Here is a 19,614-nt window from a genome sequence, read left to right as displayed (position 1 = left end):
GTGGAGATGAAAAAGATAATATTGTTAACGGGCTTTGAGCCGTTTAACAAAGAGAGCATCAATCCCTCATGGGAAGCGGTGCGCGCGCTGCAAGGCTGGCACGAGGGCGACTTCGTGGTCCACGCACGGCAACTGCCGTGCGTGTTCGGCCGTGCGTTGAAAGTCGTGCACCAGGCGGTGGAGGAACTGCAGCCGAGCATCGTCATTGCGGTGGGGCAGGCTGGCGGCCGGGTGGATATTTCAGTGGAGCGCATCGCCATCAATATCGACGATGCGCCGATTCCGGACAACCAGCACCGGCAGATCGTCGACCAGCCGATCATCAACGGCGGCCCGGCGGCTTACTTCTCCACGCTGCCGATCAAGGCCATCGTGCACGAGCTGCGCGCGGCGGGCTTGCCGGCGTCGGTGTCGCAAACGGCGGGCACCTTTGTCTGCAACCATGTGTTCTATGGCCTGATGCACCAGGCGCACGAGTGGGGCACCACCATGCGCGCCGGCTTCATACACATCCCATATCTGCCGCAGCAGGCGGCCCAGCATCCGGGCGCCGCCAGCATGAAGCTGGAAGACCTGGTCGAAGGCCTGCGCATCGCCGTCCGCACCACGCTCGCGCACACCGTCGATGTGCGCGAGGCGGGCGGGCTGACCCACTGATTACAGCAGCGTAATCGCCGATTCGGCCAGCGCGGTGACACCAACCAACGTCACTTCGTGGCCGGCGCCCAGATCAATCACGTAGTCCTTGCCGACCACATGGCCTAGCGCCAGCACGTCGCTGGCGCTGTTCAGCACCAGGCCGTTGTAGTCGTGCGCCAGCACCAGATGATCACTGACGATGGCAAAGCCAGTCACCTTGATGGCGCCGGTTTCGCTGTTCAGGACAAAATTGTCGGCGGCGCTGGTGCCGGCCAGCGTCAGACCGGTGGCGCCTGGATCGATGGTCAGGTTCAGCGCGGCCGATGCCTGCGATTCATTGCCCGCCACATCCGTGGCCTTGGCTGTCAGGCTGTGGACGCCCTTGCTCAATGAAGCCGTCGTGGCAATCTTCCAGTTGCCGCTGCTGTCGGCGATGACGCTGCCTAGCAGCGCAGTGCCGTCATACAAGGCGACGCTGGCATTGGCTTCGGCCTTGCCGCTGATGACCGGCGTGCTGATGGCGGTCTTGTTGTCGGTGGCGGATGTGCCAGTGTCGTAGGCCGCCAGCAAGTCCAGCGTGGTGGGCGCGTTGGGCGCCTTGTTATCCACGGTCAGCGTCAGTGCCGGCGAAGCGGCGGAGATATTGCCGGCGATGTCGGTGACCTTGACCGTCAGCTTGTGCGTGCTGGCCGACAGCGCTTTGGACGTGATGCTCCAGGCGCCATCGTCGCCGGCCACGACCGAGCCTACCAGCGTCGTACCGTCGTACAGCGCGACGCTGGCGCCCACTTCGGTGACGCCGCTGACTGTTGGCGTGGCGTCACTGGTGACGCCATCGCTTTGCGAGCGGCCGCTGTCGGATTGCGCCTCCAGCAGCGGCGCCGCCGTCACTTGCACCGCCTTGGTATCGATGGTCAGCAGCAGTTCGGCCGAGGCTGGCGAGACATTGCCCGCCACATCGGTGGCCACGGCGGTCAGGTGATGTTCCGCATCGACCAGCTTGCTGGTGGTGATGCTCCACACGCCGCTGCTGTTGGCGACCGCTTTGCCGACCTGGGTGGCGCCGTCGTACAGCACCACGCTGGCGCCGGCTTCGGCTTTGCCGCTGATGACCGGCGTGACCACGTTGGTGACGTTGTCGCTGCTGGAGGCGCCCTTGTCGGACGCGGTGGCCAGGTCCAGCGCGGTCGGGGCCGCCGCTGCGGTGTCGATGCTCAGCTTGAGCGCCACCGAGGCAGGCGATACATTGCCGGCCACATCGGTGGCGGTGGCGGTCAGGTTGTGCACGCCGTCTGCCAGCGCCGTCGCCGGGGTGATGCGCCAGTTGCCGCTGCTGTCGGCGGTGGCGCTGCCCAGCAGCGTCTGGCCGTCGTACAGCGTGACAACGGCGTTGGCTTCGGCCTTGCCGGAAACGAGCGGCGTGGCGACGCTGGTGAGGTTGTCGCTATTCGAGGTGCCGCTGTCGGCTGCGGCGGCCAGGTCCAGCGCGGTAGGCGCTGCAGGCGCCTTGATATCGACCGTGATGGCCAGCACCGCCGATGCATTCGATATATTGCCCGCTGCATCGCTAGCCTTGGCCGAGATGTTGTGCGCGCCTGCCGCCAGTGTCTTGCTGGTGATGCTCCATGCGCCCTTGTCGTCGGCCACCACTGTGCCGATCACGGTGCTGCCGTCGTACAAGGTCACCGTTGCGCCGGCTTCGGCTGTGCCGCTGAGTTTCGGCGTGGCGATGTTGGTGATGCCGTCGCTTTGCGAACGGCCGCTGTCGGACAGCGCATCAAGCACCGGTGCGGCAACACCCGGCAGCGCGGTGTCGATGTGCACCAGCAGTTCCACCGATGCGGCCGACAGGTTGCCGGCCGCATCCTGCGCGACTGCGGTCAGGTGGTGCACGCCGTCGGACAGCTTGCTGCTGGTGATGTTCCACGCGCCGGCGCTGCTGGCGACAGCCTTGCCGACTTGTGTGGCGCCATCAAACAGCAGCACGGTGGCGCCGGCAGCCGCCTTGCCGGTGATGGTAGGCGTCGGCAGATTGGTCAGGTTGTCAGTGCTGGACGCACCTTTGTCGGACGCGGTCGACAAGTCCAGCGCGGTTGGCGCGGCGTCCGGCGTGCCATCGGTTGTCACGCTGAGCGCGGCCGACGCTTTCGAGGTATTGCCGGCCACGTCGGTGGCGGTGACGGTCAGGCTGTGCTTGCCATCGGCAAGCGCGGCGGCGGTGATGCTCCACGCACCCTTGCTGTCCGCCACGGCGCTGCCGACGCGGGTAGTGCCGTCGTACAGCGTGACGGTGGCGCCAGCCTCGGCCTTGCCGGTAAAGCGCGGCGTGGCGTTGGCGGCCGAATCAAGCTTGGGCGCGGACGGCGCATCCGGCGCCCTGGTATCGACGGTAATGATGGACTCGACCGAACGCGGCCCGACATTGCCGGCCTGGTCCTCGGTGGTGACGCTGATGCGGTGCACGCCATCGCTGAGTCCCGATACGGAGGCTATCCAGGTGCCATTGGTGGCAACAGCGGATTTGGCGACGTTTTCGATACCGTCCACATAGACACGGACGATGGCGTGCGGATCGGCCTCGGTGACGCCATGGATGAGCACAGTGTTGACATTGGTGATCTGGTCGCTGGAAGAGCTGCCATGATCATCGGTTTCCGCCAGCGCCGGCGCGGAGGAGACGGTCTGTGGCCCTTGCGTATCGACCGTGATGACCACCGTGCCAGTGGTTGGCAGGGCGTTACCCTGGCTGTCGGTGAGCTTGACATACAGGCTGTGCTGGCCGTCACTCAGCGCCTTGGTGGAGGTGACGCGCCAGAAACCGTCACCGGTGGCGACGCTGGTGCCGATGACCTCATTGCCTTCATATAACACCGCCGTAGTGCCACGCGTGGCGTGGCCGTAGAGCGTAGGCTGGGCCAGATTGGTGATCCAGTCGCCGCGCAGGCCGGTGTCCGAAGCGGAGGCCAGGGCAGGGGCGTTGGTATCAACGGTAAAAGTCAGGGTGTCCGAACCGACGCTATTGCCCGCCTGGTCAGTCGCGATAATGCTCACCTTGTGCTCGGTGTCGGTAAGCGCAACCGTGATGGACCAGGCGCCGTTGCTGTCGGCTACGGTGCTGCCGATTTTGGTGGTGTAGTAGCTGTGCTCGAACAGCTGGATGATGGCGCCCGGCTCTGCGGTGCCGGTCAAGGTGGGGGTGTTGTGGTGGATGACCGTGTTGCCATTGGCGAGGATGGCGTCGTCGCTGTGCGCTACCAGCGCCGGCACGCCTGGTTGCTGCGGTGCGATGGTGTCGATGAAGATCGGCATCGCTACCGATGGCGCCGAGGTGTTGCCGTCGCTGTCGTGCTCGATCACGCTGATGGTGTGGGCGCCATCGTCCAGGATCTCGCCGCGCGCCTGCCAGTGGCCATTGGCATCGACAGGCACGCCGAATTTGCCCTTGACGCCGTCGATGACCAGCTCGATAAAGGAGCCTGGCCTGGCCTGTCCGACGTACACTGGTAGCGCCACCTTGGTGATGTGGTCGGTATTCGAGGCGCCGCTGTCGGTGTCCGGGCTCAGTTGAGCCTCGGCCGGTGTGTCGATCGGCGACTTCGGCGGCGCATCGTCCGCTGCGGCGATGCTGACGTAGGTAATCGCGGACCGGGGGGAAGTATTTCCCGCCACATCAGTGGCGGTGACCGATAGCGCGTGCAGGCCGTCAGCCAGCTTGTCGCTGACGACACGCCAGGCGCCGAAGGCGTCGGCCACCGCCAGACCGACCATTTCATTGCCATCGTACAAGGTGATGTAGGCGTCAGGTTCTGTGGTGCCGGTAAAGGTCAGACGGTTCTGGGTGCTAAGCGTGGCCATAACATGGACTCCCTGGGCAAGTGGCGGTTGGCAAAGACTTAAAATTAAGAACTTTGGAACATATTGCCACAGGTAAACTTTACTTGCAAAAAATAGTTAACAAGTAAGCTATTGTCATGAATCCAGTGCGCTGCTCAGTCTCCTTTCGCCGGCGGGTTCAGGATATTCAGGAAAGCCCGCACCACCGGCGCGTCGTCCTGCGTGGTGTAGGTGATGTACAAGTTGGCCGATGGCGGATTGCTGCGGATCGGCACGAACACCACGCCTGGCCAGCCGATGCGGCTGGTGGTTTCCGGCATCAGCGCCACGCCCAGGCCGGCGCCGACCATGGCCAGCAGCGTCTGCGGCTCGGAGGCTTCCTGGAAAATCGTTGGCTGGAAGCCGGCCTTGACGCAGCACTGGATCAGGTAGCGCGGGAAGGCCGACTTGTCCAGCGCCAGCGTCAGCATCGGCTCGTCGGCGATGTCCATCAGTTCGATGGCATTCTGCTTGGCCAGCGGATGATGCTCGTTGAGCGCCACGCAGACGTCTTCGCGGAAGCACAGTTCCTGGCGCAGGTTGTCGTTCTTCAGGTCGTCGTCGTCGAGGCGTGGTTCGCGCCAGAAGCCGACGTCGATCTGCTTGGCGCGCAGCGCTTCGTATTGCAGGGTCGGGCCGAGTTCGTGCAGCGTCCAGGTCACGCGCGGGAACTTGGTCTGGAATTCTTCCAGCAGGCTGGGGATCGGCCCCCACATTGCCGAGCCGACGATGCCGACGCGCAGCCGGCCCACTTCGCCACGGTCGATCTGGCGGATGGTGTCGATGGTCATGCGCATCTTGGCCAGCAGTTCGGAGGCCTCGCTCATCAGCGCCTTGCCGGCCACCGTCAGCTCGAAGGTGCGGGTGGTGCGGGCGAACAGTTTGACGCCCAGTTCGCTCTCCAGCTTCATGATCTGCTGGCTCAGCGGCGGCTGCGAGATGTGCAGGCGCTCGGCGGCCCGGCTGAAACTTTTTTCTTCAGCGACGGCGAGGAAGTACTTCAGTTGTTTCAGATCGATGGACATGGCGGGCCGTGTTCGTCGTTAGCGTGTGGATTGCATGGCCACCGCCAGCGCGGCGCCGCAACGGGCATTGTTTTTGACCAGCGCGATATTGGTGACCAGGCTGCGGCCCTCGGTCAGCGCCTTGATGCGGCCCAGCAGGAACGGCGTGACGTTCTTGCCGGTCACGCCTTGCTGATCCGCTTCCTGCAAGGCCTGCTCGGTGATGCGGTCGATTTCTTCCTTCGGCATCGCTTCGGCAGCCGGCACCGGGTTGCTGACAACGATGCCGCCTTTCAGGCCCAGCTGCCATTTGGTCTGGATGAAGGCGGCCTGCCCGGCGGCGCTGTCGAGCTGGAAGTCGGCGTTGAAGCCGCTCTCGCGGGTGAAGAAGGCAGGGAAGCCGCGCTGGCCGACGCTGACCACCGGCACGCCGTGGGTTTCCAGATATTCCAGCGTCAGGCCGATATCGAGGATGGATTTGACGCCGGCGCACACCACCGCCACCGAGGTCTGCGCCAGTTCCTGCAAATCGGCCGAGATGTCGAAGCTGGTCTCGGCGCCACGGTGCACGCCGCCGATGCCGCCGGTAACGAATACCTGGATGCCGGCCAGCTCGGCGCAGATCATGGTCGCCGCGACAGTGGTGGCGCCCAGCTTCTCCTGCGACAGCACGTAGGCCAGGTCGCGGCGGCTGACTTTCATCGCATCGGCCGAGGTGCCCAGCAGTTCCAGCTGCTCGTCCGACAGGCCGATGCAGATCTTGCCGCCGATGATGGCGATGGTGGCCGGCACGGCGCCGCCGTCGCGGATGATCTGTTCCACTTCCCGCGCCATCTGCACGTTCTGCGGATACGGCATGCCGTGCGAGATGATGGTCGATTCCAGTGCGACGATGGCTTTGCCGGCGGCGCGGGCGGCAGCCACTTCCGGCGAGAACAACAGGTATTGGTGCATGGTTTTATCCTTTACTAGGGAAGAGCGGAGCGCTCATATCAAAATCGTGTATCTCGTCGAGGATGTCGGCGGCCAGCACCGGCGACACGGTCTCCGGGCTTTCCAGCGTCATGGCGGCGACTTTCAGGCCACGGCGGCAAGCCAGCGTCAGGTCATCGCTGCCCTGGTACAGCGACCAGCAGACGGCGGCCGAGAACGCATCGCCGGCGCCGGTGACATCCACCACCTCCACCTGGTGCGCGGCCAGCCATACCAGTTCGCCGCCACGCGTGTGGTAGACGCCCTGGCTGCCGCAAGTGACGATGACATCGCGCGCGCCTTGCGCGCATACCTCGTTGCAGGCGGCGCGCACGTCGGCTTCGGTGGGCAGTGCGCGGTTGACCCGCGTTTCCAGTTCGCCGCGATTCAGGATCAGCAGGCGCAGGCCGCTCAGGTCCGCCGGCAGCCGGGCCATCTTCGGCTGCGAGACGGCCACAATCACCAGGGGCACGTTATCGGTGCGCGCACTTTCCAGCAGCGCGGTGATGCTGTCGGCAGGCAGGTTCAGATCGGCCACGGTCATGGCGGCGGCTGAGCGTTGGGGCAGGCGGCTGGCCAGGAATTCGGGCGTGATGCGGTCATACAGCGCCATGTCGGCCAGCGCCACCACCAGTTCGCCCTTGTCGTCGAGGATGGCGGTGTAGGTGCCGGTGGCGCCGTCTTGCAGCTTGAGGCTGCCACGAGTATCGATGCCGGCCGCTTCCGCATGGTCTTGCAGATTGCGGCCGGCGCTGTCGTCGCCCAGCGCGGTCAGCAGCGCCGCCGGCAGGTTGAGGCGGGCCAGGTTTTCAGCGATGTTGCGCGCCACGCCGCCGTAGACTTCCTCGGCAGTGGCGGGATTGGAGGTGCCCAGCTGCATCGCCTCGATGGTGCGCAGCTTGCGGTCCAGGTTGGCGGCGCCGATGCACATCACCGGACGTTTATCCGGCAGCACGTAGGCGCGGCCCAGCAGCCGGCGTTCGCGAATCAGACCGGCGATGTGGCCGGCCACGGCGGAACGCGACAGGCGCAATTCCACCGCCAGGTCTTGCTGGGAAATAAAGGGATTGGCGCGGATCAGCTGGTATAGCTGTTCCTTTTTTGACGTATCGGTCATAGTGCTTCCAAACAGTTGTTCGTAATCGTAAACATTTGTTTGAATCGAGTCAACCGCGCTCTACGGCTAAGTTTACGTTGGTTTATAATACTCCTGATTTATATCACTTTTATATAAATGGCTAAGAAAAATGGTATTTGCCATACATATGCACGATGATGCATAGTGGCAGCTTCCCCAGCCTTATCAAAAAATCTTCGAGGATTCCATGTCTAATAATTCCCCATTCCAGGCAGCCGACATTATTCGCGCCCGTCTTCCAGAAGGCTTCAAGCCGCGCGTCGCGATGATACTTGGTTCCGGCCTGGGCGTGCTGGCGGAACAGATGACCGACGCGGTCACCATCGGCTACGAAGAGCTGCCAGGTTTCCCGATCTCCACCGTGCACGGCCACGCCGGTGAACTGGTGATCGGTACGCTGTCGGGCGTGCAGGTGGTGTGCATGAAGGGCCGCGGCCACGTCTACGAAGGCTATGGCCTCGGCGTGATGACCAGCGCCGTGCGCACCATGAAGCTGCTGGGCTGCGAAATGCTGTTCGTGACCAATGCGGCCGGTTCGCTGCGTCCTGAAGTGGACGCCGGTTCGCTGGTGGCGCTGACCGATCATATCAACTTCCTGCCGGGTACGCCGATGATGGGCCCGAACGACGAGCGCTTCGGTCCACGCTTCTTCAGCATGGCCAACGCTTACGACGCCGACCTGCGCGCGCTGCTGCAGGCTTCGGCCAAGGAAAAGAACGTCACGCTGCACGAAGGCGTGTACATCGCCTACGCCGGTCCTAACTTTGAAACGCCTGCGGAAATCCGCGCGTTCAAGACGCTGGGTGCGGATGTCGTTGGCATGTCGGTGGTGCCGGAAGTGGTGTCGGCGCGTCATTGCGGCCTGAAAGTGGTGGGCGTATCGGCCATCACCAATCTGGCGGAAGGCCTGTCGCCGTTCCCGCTGTCGCATGACCAGACGCTGAAATATGCAGCCGTTGCAGCGACCTCGCTGATTGAAGTGATCCTGGGCTTCCTGGGCAACGTGGCGAAAACGCCGCAAGCTTAAGGAAGCAACAGGGGCGGCGATGTCCGCCCCTTTTTGCTTTTAGGAGTACATTATGAAACGCGCATTTATCCTGTTGCTCGATTCGTTCGGTCTGGGCGCCACGCCTGACGCGGCGAAGTACAACGACGCCGGCGCCAACACCTTCGGCCACATCGCCGAGCAGGTCGCCAAAAGCGGCAAGCCGATGTCGCTGCCGACCATGGAACAACTCGGCCTGACCGCCGCCGCCCATCTGGCCAGCGGCGAGTGGGCCACCGGCTTCACCCGGCGCGAAGGCTTCACCGCCGCCTACGGCGCCGCGCGTGAACGCTCGACCGGCAAGGACACGCAGTCCGGCCACTGGGAAATCGCCGGCGTGCCGGTGGAATTCGACTGGGGCTACTTCCCGAAAACCGTGCCATCGTTCCCGGCCGAGCTGACGCAAAAGCTGCAAGAGCTGACCGGCGTGCCAGGCTTCCTGGGCGACTGCCATGCATCGGGCACGGAAATCATCAACAAGCATGGTGACGAGCATGTCGCCAGCGGCAAGCCGATTATCTACACCTCGGCCGACTCGGTGCTGCAAATCGCCGCGCACGAAGAATCGTTCGGCCTGGAGCGCTTGTATGAAGTGTGCGAGATCGCCTTCAAGCTGGTCGAGCCGTACAATATCGGCCGCGTGATCGCGCGCCCTTTCCTCGGCGCCAACGGCAACTACACCCGCACCACCAACCGTCATGACTACGCTGTCGCACCGCCGGCGCCTACGCTGCTGGACCACGTCAAGAACGATGGCGGCGAAGTGATCGCGCTGGGCAAAATCAGCGACATCTTCGCCACGCAAGGCGTATCGCGCGTGGTCAAGGGCAAGGACAATATGGCGCTGTTCGACGCGCTGCTGAAGGTGGCCGACGAAGCGGGCGACAAGTCGCTGACCTTCGTCAACTTCGTCGACTTCGACCAGGCCTTCGGCCATCGCCGCGACGTCAATGGCTATTCGAACGCGCTGCATGAAATGGATGCGCGCCTGCCGGAGTTCATCGCCAAGCTGAAAGAAGACGACCTGGTGGTCATCACCGCCGACCATGGCTGCGATCCGACCTGGCCGGGCTCCGACCACACGCGTGAACACATCCCGATGATCTTCTTCGGTCCGAAGGTGCAAGCGCAATCGCTGGGCATTTCCGAATCCTTCTCCGACATCGGCCAGACCCTGGCCCATCACCTCGGCGTCAAGCCACTTTCGAACGGAAGCAATCTGTTATGAGCGACTTCAAGCGCAATGAAGCGGTCCCGCTGGACCTCAGCTGGATTAACCATATCCGCGTTAATAAATCCGCGTCCGACCGCCGCGCCGCCAGCCTGGCGAACCGCCGCACGGTGAAGAAGGAATACCAGGCCGCCTGGCTGGTCAAGGCCATCGGCCTGATCGACCTGACTACGCTGTCCGGCGATGATACGCCTGGCCGCGTCGAGCGCCTGTGCCGCAAGGCGATTCGTCCGTTGCGCGCCGATCTGGTGGAAGCACTGGGCCTGCAAGATTACAACCTGGCCACCGGCGCCGTCTGCGTGTACCACGAGATGATCAAGCCGGCGGTAGAGGTGCTGCAAGGGCGCCTGCCGATCGCCGCCGTATCGACCGGCTTCCCGGCCGGCCTGACCAGCATGGAAACCAAGGTGCGCGAGATCGAACTGTCGGTGGCTGCTGGCGCTTCCGAGATCGACATCGTCATCACCCGTCAGCACGTCCTGACCGGCAACTGGCAAGCGCTGTATGACGAGATGCTGGCTTACCGCAAGGCTTGCGGCGAAGCGCACGTCAAGGCGATTCTGGCGACCGGTGAACTGGTCACGCTGGAAAACGTCGCCAAGGCATCGTGGGTCTGCATGATGGCTGGCGCGGACTTCATCAAGACTTCGACTGGCAAAGAGCCGGTCAACGCGACCATTCCTGTGTCGCTGACGATGGTGCGCGCGATCCGCGACTACCACGAGCAGACCGGCTTCAAGATCGGCTACAAGCCAGCGGGCGGCGTCGGTACGGCCAAGGCCGCGCTGCAATACCTGACGCTGATGAAAGAAGAACTGGGCAACGAGTGGCTGGAACCGCACCTGTTCCGCATCGGCGCTTCCAGCCTGCTGACCGACATCGAACGCCAGCTGGAACACTATGTGACCGGTAACTACTCGGCCGCTCACCGCCACGCGCAACCATAATTACGGACACCGTCATGCCAACCATTAAAGAGATCCTCAACACCATGGAATACGGCCCAGCACCGGAAAGCACGAAAGAAGCGCAAGCGTGGCTGGAACAACGCGGCCGCCAATTCGGCCTGTTCATCAACAATGAATGGAGCGAAGCCGGTGAGCTGTTCGCTTCCATCAATCCAGCCGATGGCAGCAAGCTGGCCGACCTGACGCAAGGCAGCGCCGCTGACGTTGACCGCGCTGTCGCCGCCGCACGCGCCGCGCAACCGGGCTGGCAGGCGCTGGGTGGTCACGGCCGCGCCAAGGTCATGTACTCGATCGCACGCCTGATGCAGAAACACGCGCGTCTGTTCGCTGTGCTGGAAACGCTGGACAACGGCAAGACCATCCGCGAAACCCGCGATGTCGATCTGCCGCTGGTGGCGCGTCACTTCTACTACCACGCAGGCTGGGCGCAACTGCAAGCCGAAGAATTCGCCGACTACCGCGCCGTAGGCGTGGTCGGCCAGATCGTGCCGTGGAACTTCCCGCTGCTGATGCTGGCGTGGAAAATCGCTCCTGCACTCGCTGCTGGTAACACGGTCGTCTTCAAGCCGGCCGAATTCACTTCGCTGACTGCGATGCTGTTTGCTGACATCTGCGTGCAGGCCGGCGTGCCTGCGGGCGTGGTCAACATCGTCACCGGCGACGGCCGCGTGGGCGAAGCCATCGTCAAGCACGCAGGCATCGACAAGCTGGCCTTTACCGGTTCCACCGAAGTGGGTCGCCTGATCCGCGAAGCGTCGGCCGGCAGCGGCAAGAAGCTGTCGCTGGAGCTGGGCGGCAAGTCTCCCTTCATCGTGTTTGAAGATGCGGACCTGGACGCCGCCGTTGAAGGACTGGTCGATTCGATCTGGTTCAATCAGGGCCAGGTGTGCTGCGCGGGTTCGCGCCTGCTGGTGCAGGAATCGGTGCAGGAGAAATTCCTGGCCAAGCTGCGCGCCCGCATGGACAAGCTGACCCTCGGTTCGCCACTGGACAAGTCGATGGACATCGGCGCGCTGGTCGATCCGGTGCAGAAGCAGCGTATCGAAGGACTGGTGCAATCGGCACGCGATGAAGGCTGCACTGTCTATCAGCCAGCGTGCGAACTGCCGGCCGATGGCTCGTGGTTCCCGCCAACGCTGATTACCGGTGCGTCGACCGCCGCCGCTGTGGCGCAGGCCGAAATCTTTGGCCCGGTGCTGGTGGCGATGAGCTTCCGCACTCCGCCGGAAGCCGTGCAACTGGCGAACAACACCGTGTACGGCCTGGCCGCATGCGTGTGGACCGAGAACATCTCGCTGGCGCTGGACGTCGCGCCTGCCATCAAGGCTGGCGTGGTGTGGATTAACACCGCCAACCAGTTCGACGCCGCTTGCGGCTTCGGCGGCTACCGCGAATCCGGCTATGGCCGTGAAGGCGGCCGCGAAGGCATGTACGAATACCTGACCGCCAAGTCGGAAGACGCGCGTCCTGCCGCACCGGTGATCGAGCCGAAGGCGAAAGCCAAGGCCGTGCCGGCGGCAGCCGGTGGCGCGTTCGCCATCGACCGTACCGCCAAGCTGTACATCGGTGGCAAGCAGGCGCGCCCTGATGGTGCCTACAGCCGCGCGATTCACGGCGCCGACGGCGCGTTCATCGCTGAAGTGGGCGAGGGCAGCCGCAAGGACATCCGCAATGCGGTGGAAGCTGCGCACAAGGCTGGGGGCTGGACCAAGGCCACGTCGCACAACCGCGCGCAAGTGTTGTACTACATCGCTGAAAACCTGGCCGCGCGCGGCGAGGAATTCGCTGCCCGCATCGCCGCCATGACTGGTTCGAAGAACGCCGAGAAGGAAGTGCAGGCATCGATCGAACGTCTGTTCTACTGGGCCGCGTGGGCGGACAAGTATGACGGTCTGGCGCACCAGCCACCGATGCATGGCATCACCGTGGCGCTGAACGAGCCGCTGGGCGTGATCGGCATCGTCTGCCCGAACGAGGCCCCGCTGCTGGGCTTTATCTCGCTGGTGGCGCCGGCGATCGCGCTGGGTAACCGCGTGGTGGTGGTGCCTTCTGAGGCGCATCCACTGTCGGCGACCGATCTGTACCAAGTGCTGGATACGTCGGACTTGCCGGCTGGCGTGGTCAACATCATCACCGGTTCAGCCGATGAGCTGGCGTGTACGCTGGCCACGCACGGCGATATCGATGCGGTGTGGCGTCACGATGGTTCGGCAGAAGGCTGCGCTGAAGTAGAGCGTCTGTCGGTATCGTCGCTGAAGCGTACCTGGGTTGGCGGCGCCAAGGGCCGTGACTGGTACAGCACCGCGCAAGCCGGTGGCCGCGCGGTGCTGGCCCACGCGTCGCAAGTCAAAAACATCTGGATTCCGTACGGCGTCTAACCCCCCCCCTCCGTCATTCCGGCCTTCGCCGGAATGACGCGTTTAAGATACGGGAAAATTCCATGTCCTATTTACCTCAAGAGATCATCCGCAAAAAGCGTGACGGCGGCGTCCTGTCGGCCGAAGAGATCCAGTTCTTCGTCGGCGGCATCACCTCCGGCCGCGTGACCGAGAGTCAGATCGCCGCGCTGGCGATGGCGGTTTACTTCAACGACATGAGCATGGACGAACGCGTTGCCTTCACGCTGGCCATGCGCGATTCCGGCGAAGTGCTGGACTGGCGCTCGCTGGACCTGAACGGCCCGGTGGTGGACAAGCACTCCACCGGCGGCGTCGGCGACGTGGTGTCGCTGCTGCTCGGCCCGATGGTCGCAGCCTGTGGTGGTTACGTCCCGATGATCTCCGGCCGTGGCCTCGGCCACACTGGCGGCACGCTGGACAAATTTGATTCCATCCCCGGCTACACCACGGTGCCGGACAATGCCCTGTTCCGCAAAGTGGTGAAAGAAGTCGGCGTGGCGATCATCGGCCAGACGTCGTCGCTGGCGCCGTCGGACAAGATTTTCTACGGCGTGCGCGACGTCACCGCGACCGTGGAGTCGGTGGCCATGATCACCGGCTCCATCCTGTCGAAGAAACTGTCAGCCGGCCTGGATGCGCTGGCGATGGACGTGAAAGTCGGTAGCGGCGCCTTCATGCCTAGCTACGAGAAATCGGTGGAGCTGGCCGAGAGCATCGTCAAGGTCGGCAATGGCGCGGGCATGATGACCTCGGCCATCCTGACCGACATGAACGAATCGCTGGCGCCGTACGCCGGCAACGCGGTGGAAGTGCGCGGCGCGATCGATTACCTGAGCGGTAAATCGCGTCCTGCACGCCTGCACGAAGTGACGATGGCGCTGTGCGCCGAGATGCTGGTGCTGGGCAAACTGGCCGCCAGCGAGGACGAGGCGCGCGCCAAGCTGCAAGCATCGCTGGACAGCGGCGAGGCGGCCGAACGCTTCGCGCGCATGGTGGTGGCGCTGGGCGGTCCTGCGGACCTGATGGATAATCCGGACAAGTACCTGGAACGCTCGCCGATCATCGTGCCGGCGCCTGCGCTGAAGTCGGGCTATGCTGCTGCGGCGAATTGCCGTGAAATCGGCCTGGCGGTGGTGTCGCTGGGTGGCGGCCGTCGTCGCGCTGCCGATCCGATCGACTACGCCGTTGGCCTGACCGATCTGGCTGGCCTGGGTGACAAGATCGAAGCCGGCCAGCCGCTGGCGATGGTGCATGCGCGCACGCAGGAAGCGGCCGAACAGGCGATCCGCGAAGTGCAGGCGGCTTACCAGATCGCCGACCAGGCGCCAGCCGTGAATCCGGTGATCTACCGCACGATCCGCCCGTAACCCACGTCGCCCCGGCGAAAGCCGGGACCCATAGCCAGCAAGCAGGCCTGCGATCTCACCATGGATTCCGGCCTGCGCCTGAATGACGTACCAAGGACAACTCACATGGACAAACAAGAACTGATCGCCGAAGCCGCTGCCGCGCGCCTGAAGGCTTACACGCCATACTCCAACTTCAAGGTCGGTGCCGCGCTGCTAACCAACGACGGCAAGCTCTTCCACGGCTGTAACGTGGAAAACGCGTCGTATGGCCTGTGCAACTGCGCCGAGCGCACCGCCTTCTTCAGTGCCTTTGCCCACGGCTACAAGCAGGGCGATTTCGCGCAACTGGTGGTCATCGGCGAAACCGACGGCCCGATCGCGCCATGTGGCGCCTGCCGCCAGGTGATCCTGGAACTGGGCGGCAACGAACTGCCGGTCCTGCTGACCAACCTGAAAGGTGACATCTTCGAAACCACCGCAGCCGAGCAACTGCCGAACGCATTCGGTGGCCAGGATCTCAAGAAGAAGTAATGGCCCACAAGAAGACGATTGATGTGCAGGCAGCTGTCGCCATCGCGGCGTCGGAAGCCATCGCCGCCAGGACGCAAGGCACCTTCGGTGTCGGCGGCCTGATGCTCGACCAGCATGGCAACGTGCTGCAATCGCTGCACAACAACGTCGTCAAGGACGGCTTGATCTTCGACCCGACCGCGCACGGCGAACGCCAGCTGATCGACTGGTATTACGCCGAACGCGCCAAGGGCCGTGACCTGCCGGCGCCACAGGACATCACCATCGTCACCTCGCTCGATCCGTGCTGCATGTGCAGCGGCGCGATCCTCGCAGCGGGCTTCAACGTGGTGGTGGCCGCGCCGGACAAGGAGTCCGGCATCAACTATGACCACAGCGCCAGTTTCAGCGCGCTGCCAGTGGCGCTGCGCGCGCAGGCCGGCGACAGCTTCAGCTACCCGGCCATCCTCGGTTCCTCGCTGTATGCGCGTACCGCCAGCGGCGCCACACCGAAATCGTTTTTCATCGGGAAGACCATCTCGGAACCGACACAAGCCTTGTGCTCACTGGTGTTCGAGGCCACGTCGGCCGAGGTGACGGAAAAATTTAACGCCGACCATCCGCAGGAATTGCTGAAGGACCCTGCTGCGCTGCCCGCCGATCACGCTGTGGTGCGCGCGCTGAAGCAGCAGTATCCCGACGCACTGACCTACCGTTGCCAGCCGCACCAGCCGGACGCCGGCCTGGCGCCGTTCCTGCTGCAAGCGATGGCGCGCGACCGCGAGCATGGCGGGGCAGGGGATGCTGTGGCCTTGCTCGATTCTTTCGGCAATCTGCTGCTCTGCATGCCGGGCCGGATGACGCAATCGGGCATCCGCAGCGCCTTCATGGAAACCACGCGCGCCTATGCGCAGCTGCGCTACAAGCTGATGAACGGCGCCACGCGCGCGCAGCAGGACGATATCCGCCACTACCTCGGCCATCCAAAGGAAGGGACGTTCGTTTTTGCCCAGGGGCCGGACGCCAGCGCCGTCAGCTATATGAACCTGGGCGCCTACGGCTCCACCATGGAAGGCCCGCTGCCGCTGAAAAATCCGGCGCAGCTGCAGTACGTGCTGCCTGCGCTGCCAGAGACCGAACTGGCCGCCCTGTGCGCGGCCATGCCGCCGCTGTACCGCAACATCATCCGCATCCGCCCGACGCAGGTGACGGACATCGCGCTGATTCAGGCCTTGGGCGCCGCCGCGTAGGGATCGTAGGTGCCGATGCTCCAGACGTGACCTTCAAGGTCGCTGCAGGTGAAGCCCCGGCCGCCGTAGTCCTCGTCCTTGATATCCAGCAGGATCTTGCCACCGGCTTCCAGCACGCGGCCATACACCAGGTCGGCGTTGTTCACCACCAGATAGGCGCTTTGGGTGACGAAGCCGCCGGTTTCAGCGGGCTGCTTCAGCAACTGGCCATATTCCGTGTCGAAAGCCGAGCCCAGCATGATCATGCTGTTGCCGAAGGTAAGCTGGGCGTGGGCGATGCTGCCATCCTCGTTCGGCACCACGAATTGCACGGTGAATCCGAGCGTATCGCGCAGCCAGTCGATCGCGGCAGGCGCGTCGCGGTAGCGCAGGCATGGAATGACGCCGCAGGATGTTTGCTTGGGTATGCTGGACATTGTGTGTTCCCCTGGTGTGCGCTGCAAACAGATTCGATTGTTTTGCACGGCCCATGGTTCAGCGCTGCAATGCCTGATTGCGCTTGTTTTGATCTAACTCAAAGGGACGCGCTGTGTATTGTCGAAAGTCTTAATATAGACCAGACTTCCGGCAATGGCAACGCGCCTCCATGGCTTACATCTGCTGGAACAGATGGGTATGGCCACGGCTTACTTCCAACAGCTGCGGATGATTGCGGATGCGCACCATCTGCCGGCCGCGCAGGTCGCGCGTGACTTCCTCGATGGCGTCGACGCGCACCAGCGTCGAACGGTGGATGCGCCAGAATTCGTCTGGGTCGAGTTCATCCGCCAGCTCTTTCAGCGTCTTGCGGATCAGCACTTCCGATTGCTCGGTCTGCACCCGCGTGTATTTTTCGTCAGCCTGGAAGAACAGCACTTCGCGGGTCGAGATCATGCGCAGGTTGGCGCCGACCACCGCCTGTATCCAGCGCAGGTATTCCTGTTTGGCGGGCGGCTTGCTGTGGTGCGACAGCAACTGGCTGAGCTGGCGCTCGATATTGCTTGGCTGCTGCCCGATCAAGGATTGCAAACGGATGCAGGTAGTCTTCAGGCGCTCGCCGCCGACCGGCTTGAGCAGGTAGTCCAGTGCACCTTGCTCAAATGCTTCGATCGCATACTGGTCGTAAGCGGTGACAAACACCAGGTGACAGCGGTTGAACAGCATGCGCGCCGCCTCGATCCCGGACAGGCCGGGCATGCGGATGTCGAGGAAGACGATGTCCGGCTGGTGCTGCCCGGCCAGCGCCACCGCCTCGATGCCGTTTGCCGCTTCGGCGATGATCTGCAGTTCCGGCCAGGCGTCGTGGAGGCGGCTGCGCAATTGCTGGCGCATGCCTTCTTCATCGTCGGCGATCAGTGCGGTAGGGCGGTTCATTTGCTGGTTCCATGGAAGATATCGGGCGCGTATGGCACGCGGATGCTGGCGCGGGTGCCGCCGGTCAGCGGCGCTTCGATCACCAGCTGCGCGCGGTTGCCGTACTGGATGCGCAGGCGCTCGCGCACATTGGCCAGACCGATGCCATCGCCGGCAAAGGCATTGAAGCCGATGCCGTCGTCGATCACGTCGACCTGCAGCATCTGTCCGTCAACCGAGGCGCGGATATCGATGCGGCCGCCGTCGATCTTCGGCTCCAGCCCGTGCTTGATGGCGTTCTCGATCAGGATCTGCAACATCATCACCGGGAAGGTGGCGCTCAGCATTTCCTCGGCTACATCGATCGACACGGCCAGCCGCGTGCGCATGCGCGCCTGCATGATGGCCAGGTAGGCGCGCGACATCTCGATCTGCCGGCCCAGCGTGCCGGTGCCTTTCGCCCGCATCTGCGGCAGCGTGGCGCGCAGGTAGTCGATCAGGTTCTGGTGGATGCGGGCGGCTTGCGGCGGATCGGTTTCGATCAGCTGGCCGATCAGCGCCAGGGTGTTGAACAGGAAGTGCGGTTCGACCTGTGCCTGCAAGGCCGCCATGCGCGCCTCCACCACGCGGCGCTCGATGCTTTCCTCGTCGGCGTGCGTTTCAGCGTTGCGTGCTTCCAGCTCGGCCTTGCGCTTGCCGCCGGCCAGCACTTTCAGGCCGAACGAAGCCAGCACAAAGCCCCAGATCTGCTCGTTGATGTGGAACAGCGAGGCCGACAGGACCAGGAACAGCAGCCAGATGATGACCAGCTTGCGCCACTCGACTTGTGCCAGCCAGTCGAAGAAATGCCACCAGACGCTGGCGGCGGTTTCCCCGACTTCGCGGATGATATCCAGCAAGCCGGCCTGGGCCAGCTTCGTCTTTTTCATTCAACATCCTTGTAGGGTGTGGCGCGTGGGCGGCGGGCGATGATGCTGGCGCCGAACGCCAGTTTTACCAGCAGGAACACGACAAACAGCGTCAAGGCCAGCGGCAGCACAGCGCAGATCAGGGCCATCACCAGCGCCACGCCGAGCAAAGCCTGCGGCGACATGCTGCCGATCAGCCGCACGCCATAGCGCAGTGCACGCGTGAAAGCCTGGAAGATTTCGTCGAACAGGGCGGTGACTTTGCTCATTTTGTTTCTCCATGAAAGGTGTTGCGATGGAGTCACTGTAGCAAAGGCGACCGCAAGGCTGTGGCGGATTCCGATCAACTGCAATTTCATGGGGATGGCCGGTTATTGCGCCGGATGAGTGGCAGCTTCCCAGTCACGCCGCAGCAGGCCGTAGATAATGCTGTCCGAGATCTCGCCGCCGACAAACCAGCGCTCGCGCAGATGGCCTTCGCGCTGGAAATGCAGGCTTTGCAGCAGGCGCTCGGAGGCAATATTGTCGGGATGGATATCCGCTTCCAGGCGCTGCAGTTCCAGCGTGCCGAAGGCGTAGGCGATCAGCGCCTTCAACGCTTCCTGCGTGTAGCGCTGGCCCCAGTGCGGACGGCCGAGGATGTAGCCGATCTCGCAGCGGTGGTTGCGCAGGTCGAAGGCGTACAAGGTTACCGTGCCGATGACTTCGCCGGCGTGTTCGCCTTCACGTGGCACCATGGCCAGCCGCAGCACGGCGCCGTCCAGGTAGCCTTTCAGCGTCTGCTCGATATTGTCGACCGCCTGCGCCATGTGTTGCCACGGCGTGCTGCTGAAGTAACGCATGGTTTCTTCGACGGACATGATGCGGAACAGCGCCTCGGCGTCGCCAGGTTCGACAAAACGCAGCGTCAGGCGCTCGGTGCTCAGGGTAAATGAGGTGAATATTTTCATAACTAAAGTTATTGTATCGAATTTATTTGCATGATATACTAAACGC

The 19,614-nt window shown here is 63.4% G+C and carries 17 protein-coding genes; 8 read left to right on the top strand and 9 right to left on the bottom strand.

The features are described 5' to 3' along the window. Positions 1-6 precede the first annotated feature (6 nt). Positions 7-657, top strand: a complete 651-nt coding sequence (pcp, locus tag BLS51_RS18570) for a pyroglutamyl-peptidase I (RefSeq protein ID WP_090186149.1) — start codon at positions 7-9, stop codon at positions 655-657. Here the strand turns inward: pcp and BLS51_RS18565 are convergent, their stop codons facing one another. The 4 genes from BLS51_RS18565 to BLS51_RS18550 all read right to left on the bottom strand — a co-directional run bounded on the left by BLS51_RS18565 (position 658) and on the right by BLS51_RS18550 (position 7,605). After that, on the bottom strand, positions 658-4,494 hold the full coding sequence (locus tag BLS51_RS18565) for an Ig-like domain-containing protein (RefSeq protein ID WP_090186146.1): 3,837 nt from the start codon (positions 4,492-4,494) through the stop codon (positions 658-660). Positions 4,495-4,628: 134 nt separating this feature from the next. Next, positions 4,629-5,537, bottom strand: coding sequence for a LysR family transcriptional regulator (locus tag BLS51_RS18560; RefSeq protein ID WP_090186142.1), 909 nt, complete (start codon positions 5,535-5,537; stop codon positions 4,629-4,631). Between the two features lie 18 nt (positions 5,538-5,555). Then, positions 5,556-6,470, bottom strand: coding sequence for a pseudouridine-5'-phosphate glycosidase (locus BLS51_RS18555; protein ID WP_090186139.1), 915 nt, complete (start codon positions 6,468-6,470; stop codon positions 5,556-5,558). Positions 6,471-6,474: 4 nt separating this feature from the next. Continuing rightward, the gene (locus BLS51_RS18550) at positions 6,475-7,605 is read right to left on the bottom strand and encodes a carbohydrate kinase (RefSeq protein WP_090186136.1); all 1,131 of its coding nucleotides are present in this window, start codon (positions 7,603-7,605) and stop codon (positions 6,475-6,477) included. 208 nt (positions 7,606-7,813) lie between these two features. Between BLS51_RS18550 and xapA the strand changes: the two genes are divergently transcribed. From xapA to BLS51_RS18515, 7 genes are all read left to right on the top strand, one after another. Next, entirely contained in the window at positions 7,814-8,653 is an 840-nt protein-coding gene (xapA, locus tag BLS51_RS18545; protein WP_090186134.1) for a xanthosine phosphorylase, read from the top strand. A gap of 52 nt (positions 8,654-8,705) precedes the next feature. Further along, complete coding sequence (locus tag BLS51_RS18540) at positions 8,706-9,899, top strand: phosphopentomutase (RefSeq protein ID WP_090186132.1); 1,194 nt, start codon at positions 8,706-8,708, stop codon at positions 9,897-9,899. Next, complete coding sequence (deoC, locus tag BLS51_RS18535) at positions 9,896-10,849, top strand: deoxyribose-phosphate aldolase (RefSeq protein ID WP_090186124.1); 954 nt, start codon at positions 9,896-9,898, stop codon at positions 10,847-10,849. Before BLS51_RS18540 ends, deoC begins: the two co-directional genes overlap by 4 nt. A 14-nt stretch (positions 10,850-10,863) precedes the next feature. Continuing rightward, positions 10,864-13,248: an aldehyde dehydrogenase family protein gene (locus BLS51_RS18530; protein WP_373994337.1), complete on the top strand. Its 2,385-nt coding sequence runs from the start codon at positions 10,864-10,866 to the stop codon at positions 13,246-13,248. A gap of 62 nt (positions 13,249-13,310) precedes the next feature. Further along, positions 13,311-14,636: a thymidine phosphorylase gene (gene deoA / locus BLS51_RS18525; RefSeq protein WP_090186121.1), complete on the top strand. Its 1,326-nt coding sequence runs from the start codon at positions 13,311-13,313 to the stop codon at positions 14,634-14,636. Between the two features lie 60 nt (positions 14,637-14,696). Beyond that, positions 14,697-15,149 (top strand): cytidine deaminase, encoded by a 453-nt coding sequence (locus BLS51_RS18520; protein WP_175472624.1) that lies wholly within the window; start codon positions 14,697-14,699, stop codon positions 15,147-15,149. Then, positions 15,149-16,378: a nucleoside deaminase gene (locus BLS51_RS18515; RefSeq protein WP_090186110.1), complete on the top strand. Its 1,230-nt coding sequence runs from the start codon at positions 15,149-15,151 to the stop codon at positions 16,376-16,378. The genes BLS51_RS18520 and BLS51_RS18515 overlap by 1 nt, the downstream gene beginning before the upstream one ends. On the opposite strand, the gene BLS51_RS18510 is transcribed toward BLS51_RS18515, so the two are convergent. The 5 genes from BLS51_RS18510 to BLS51_RS18490 all read right to left on the bottom strand — a co-directional run bounded on the left by BLS51_RS18510 (position 16,354) and on the right by BLS51_RS18490 (position 19,568). Next, positions 16,354-16,794 carry a VOC family protein gene (locus BLS51_RS18510; RefSeq protein WP_090186105.1) on the bottom strand — a complete coding sequence of 147 codons (441 nt, stop codon included), beginning with the start codon at positions 16,792-16,794 and terminating at the stop codon, positions 16,354-16,356. The two genes, BLS51_RS18515 and BLS51_RS18510, sit on opposite strands and share 25 nt — an antisense overlap. Positions 16,795-16,969: 175 nt before the next feature. Then, positions 16,970-17,731: a LytR/AlgR family response regulator transcription factor gene (locus BLS51_RS18505; protein WP_090186101.1), complete on the bottom strand. Its 762-nt coding sequence runs from the start codon at positions 17,729-17,731 to the stop codon at positions 16,970-16,972. Next, positions 17,728-18,639, bottom strand: a complete 912-nt coding sequence (locus tag BLS51_RS18500; protein WP_090186098.1) for a sensor histidine kinase — start codon at positions 18,637-18,639, stop codon at positions 17,728-17,730. Before BLS51_RS18500 ends, BLS51_RS18505 begins: the two co-directional genes overlap by 4 nt. Beyond that, positions 18,636-18,887 (bottom strand): hypothetical protein, encoded by a 252-nt coding sequence (locus tag BLS51_RS18495; RefSeq protein ID WP_090186093.1) that lies wholly within the window; start codon positions 18,885-18,887, stop codon positions 18,636-18,638. Before BLS51_RS18495 ends, BLS51_RS18500 begins: the two co-directional genes overlap by 4 nt. 102 nt (positions 18,888-18,989) lie before the next feature. Beyond that, positions 18,990-19,568 (bottom strand): GNAT family N-acetyltransferase, encoded by a 579-nt coding sequence (locus BLS51_RS18490; protein WP_090186088.1) that lies wholly within the window; start codon positions 19,566-19,568, stop codon positions 18,990-18,992. Positions 19,569-19,614 lie beyond the last annotated feature (46 nt).

It is taken from the genome of Duganella sp. OV510, assembly GCF_900100205.1.
In the GTDB taxonomy this organism is placed as follows: domain Bacteria; phylum Pseudomonadota; class Gammaproteobacteria; order Burkholderiales; family Burkholderiaceae_D; genus Rugamonas.
Note: the sequence above shows the minus strand (reverse complement) of the source record. Positions and strands in the feature narration are given on the sequence as shown.

Bases quoted from the DNA above. Each gene is read 5' to 3' on its own strand.
- pcp (WP_090186149.1), top strand. From the start codon at position 7: ATGAAAAAGATAATATTGTTAACGGGCTTTGAGCCGTTTAACAAAGAG.
- BLS51_RS18565 (WP_090186146.1), bottom strand. From the start codon at position 4,494: ATGGCCACGCTTAGCACCCAGAACCGTCTGACCTTTACCGGCACCACA.
- BLS51_RS18560 (WP_090186142.1), bottom strand. From the start codon at position 5,537: ATGTCCATCGATCTGAAACAACTGAAGTACTTCCTCGCCGTCGCTGAA.
- BLS51_RS18555 (WP_090186139.1), bottom strand. From the start codon at position 6,470: ATGCACCAATACCTGTTGTTCTCGCCGGAAGTGGCTGCCGCCCGCGCC.
- BLS51_RS18550 (WP_090186136.1), bottom strand. From the start codon at position 7,605: ATGACCGATACGTCAAAAAAGGAACAGCTATACCAGCTGATCCGCGCC.
- xapA (WP_090186134.1), top strand. From the start codon at position 7,814: ATGTCTAATAATTCCCCATTCCAGGCAGCCGACATTATTCGCGCCCGT.
- BLS51_RS18540 (WP_090186132.1), top strand. From the start codon at position 8,706: ATGAAACGCGCATTTATCCTGTTGCTCGATTCGTTCGGTCTGGGCGCC.
- deoC (WP_090186124.1), top strand. From the start codon at position 9,896: ATGAGCGACTTCAAGCGCAATGAAGCGGTCCCGCTGGACCTCAGCTGG.
- BLS51_RS18530 (WP_373994337.1), top strand. From the start codon at position 10,864: ATGCCAACCATTAAAGAGATCCTCAACACCATGGAATACGGCCCAGCA.
- deoA (WP_090186121.1), top strand. From the start codon at position 13,311: ATGTCCTATTTACCTCAAGAGATCATCCGCAAAAAGCGTGACGGCGGC.
- BLS51_RS18520 (WP_175472624.1), top strand. From the start codon at position 14,697: ATGGATTCCGGCCTGCGCCTGAATGACGTACCAAGGACAACTCACATG.
- BLS51_RS18515 (WP_090186110.1), top strand. From the start codon at position 15,149: ATGGCCCACAAGAAGACGATTGATGTGCAGGCAGCTGTCGCCATCGCG.
- BLS51_RS18510 (WP_090186105.1), bottom strand. From the start codon at position 16,794: ATGTCCAGCATACCCAAGCAAACATCCTGCGGCGTCATTCCATGCCTG.
- BLS51_RS18505 (WP_090186101.1), bottom strand. From the start codon at position 17,731: ATGAACCGCCCTACCGCACTGATCGCCGACGATGAAGAAGGCATGCGC.
- BLS51_RS18500 (WP_090186098.1), bottom strand. From the start codon at position 18,639: ATGAAAAAGACGAAGCTGGCCCAGGCCGGCTTGCTGGATATCATCCGC.
- BLS51_RS18495 (WP_090186093.1), bottom strand. From the start codon at position 18,887: ATGAGCAAAGTCACCGCCCTGTTCGACGAAATCTTCCAGGCTTTCACG.
- BLS51_RS18490 (WP_090186088.1), bottom strand. From the start codon at position 19,568: ATGAAAATATTCACCTCATTTACCCTGAGCACCGAGCGCCTGACGCTG.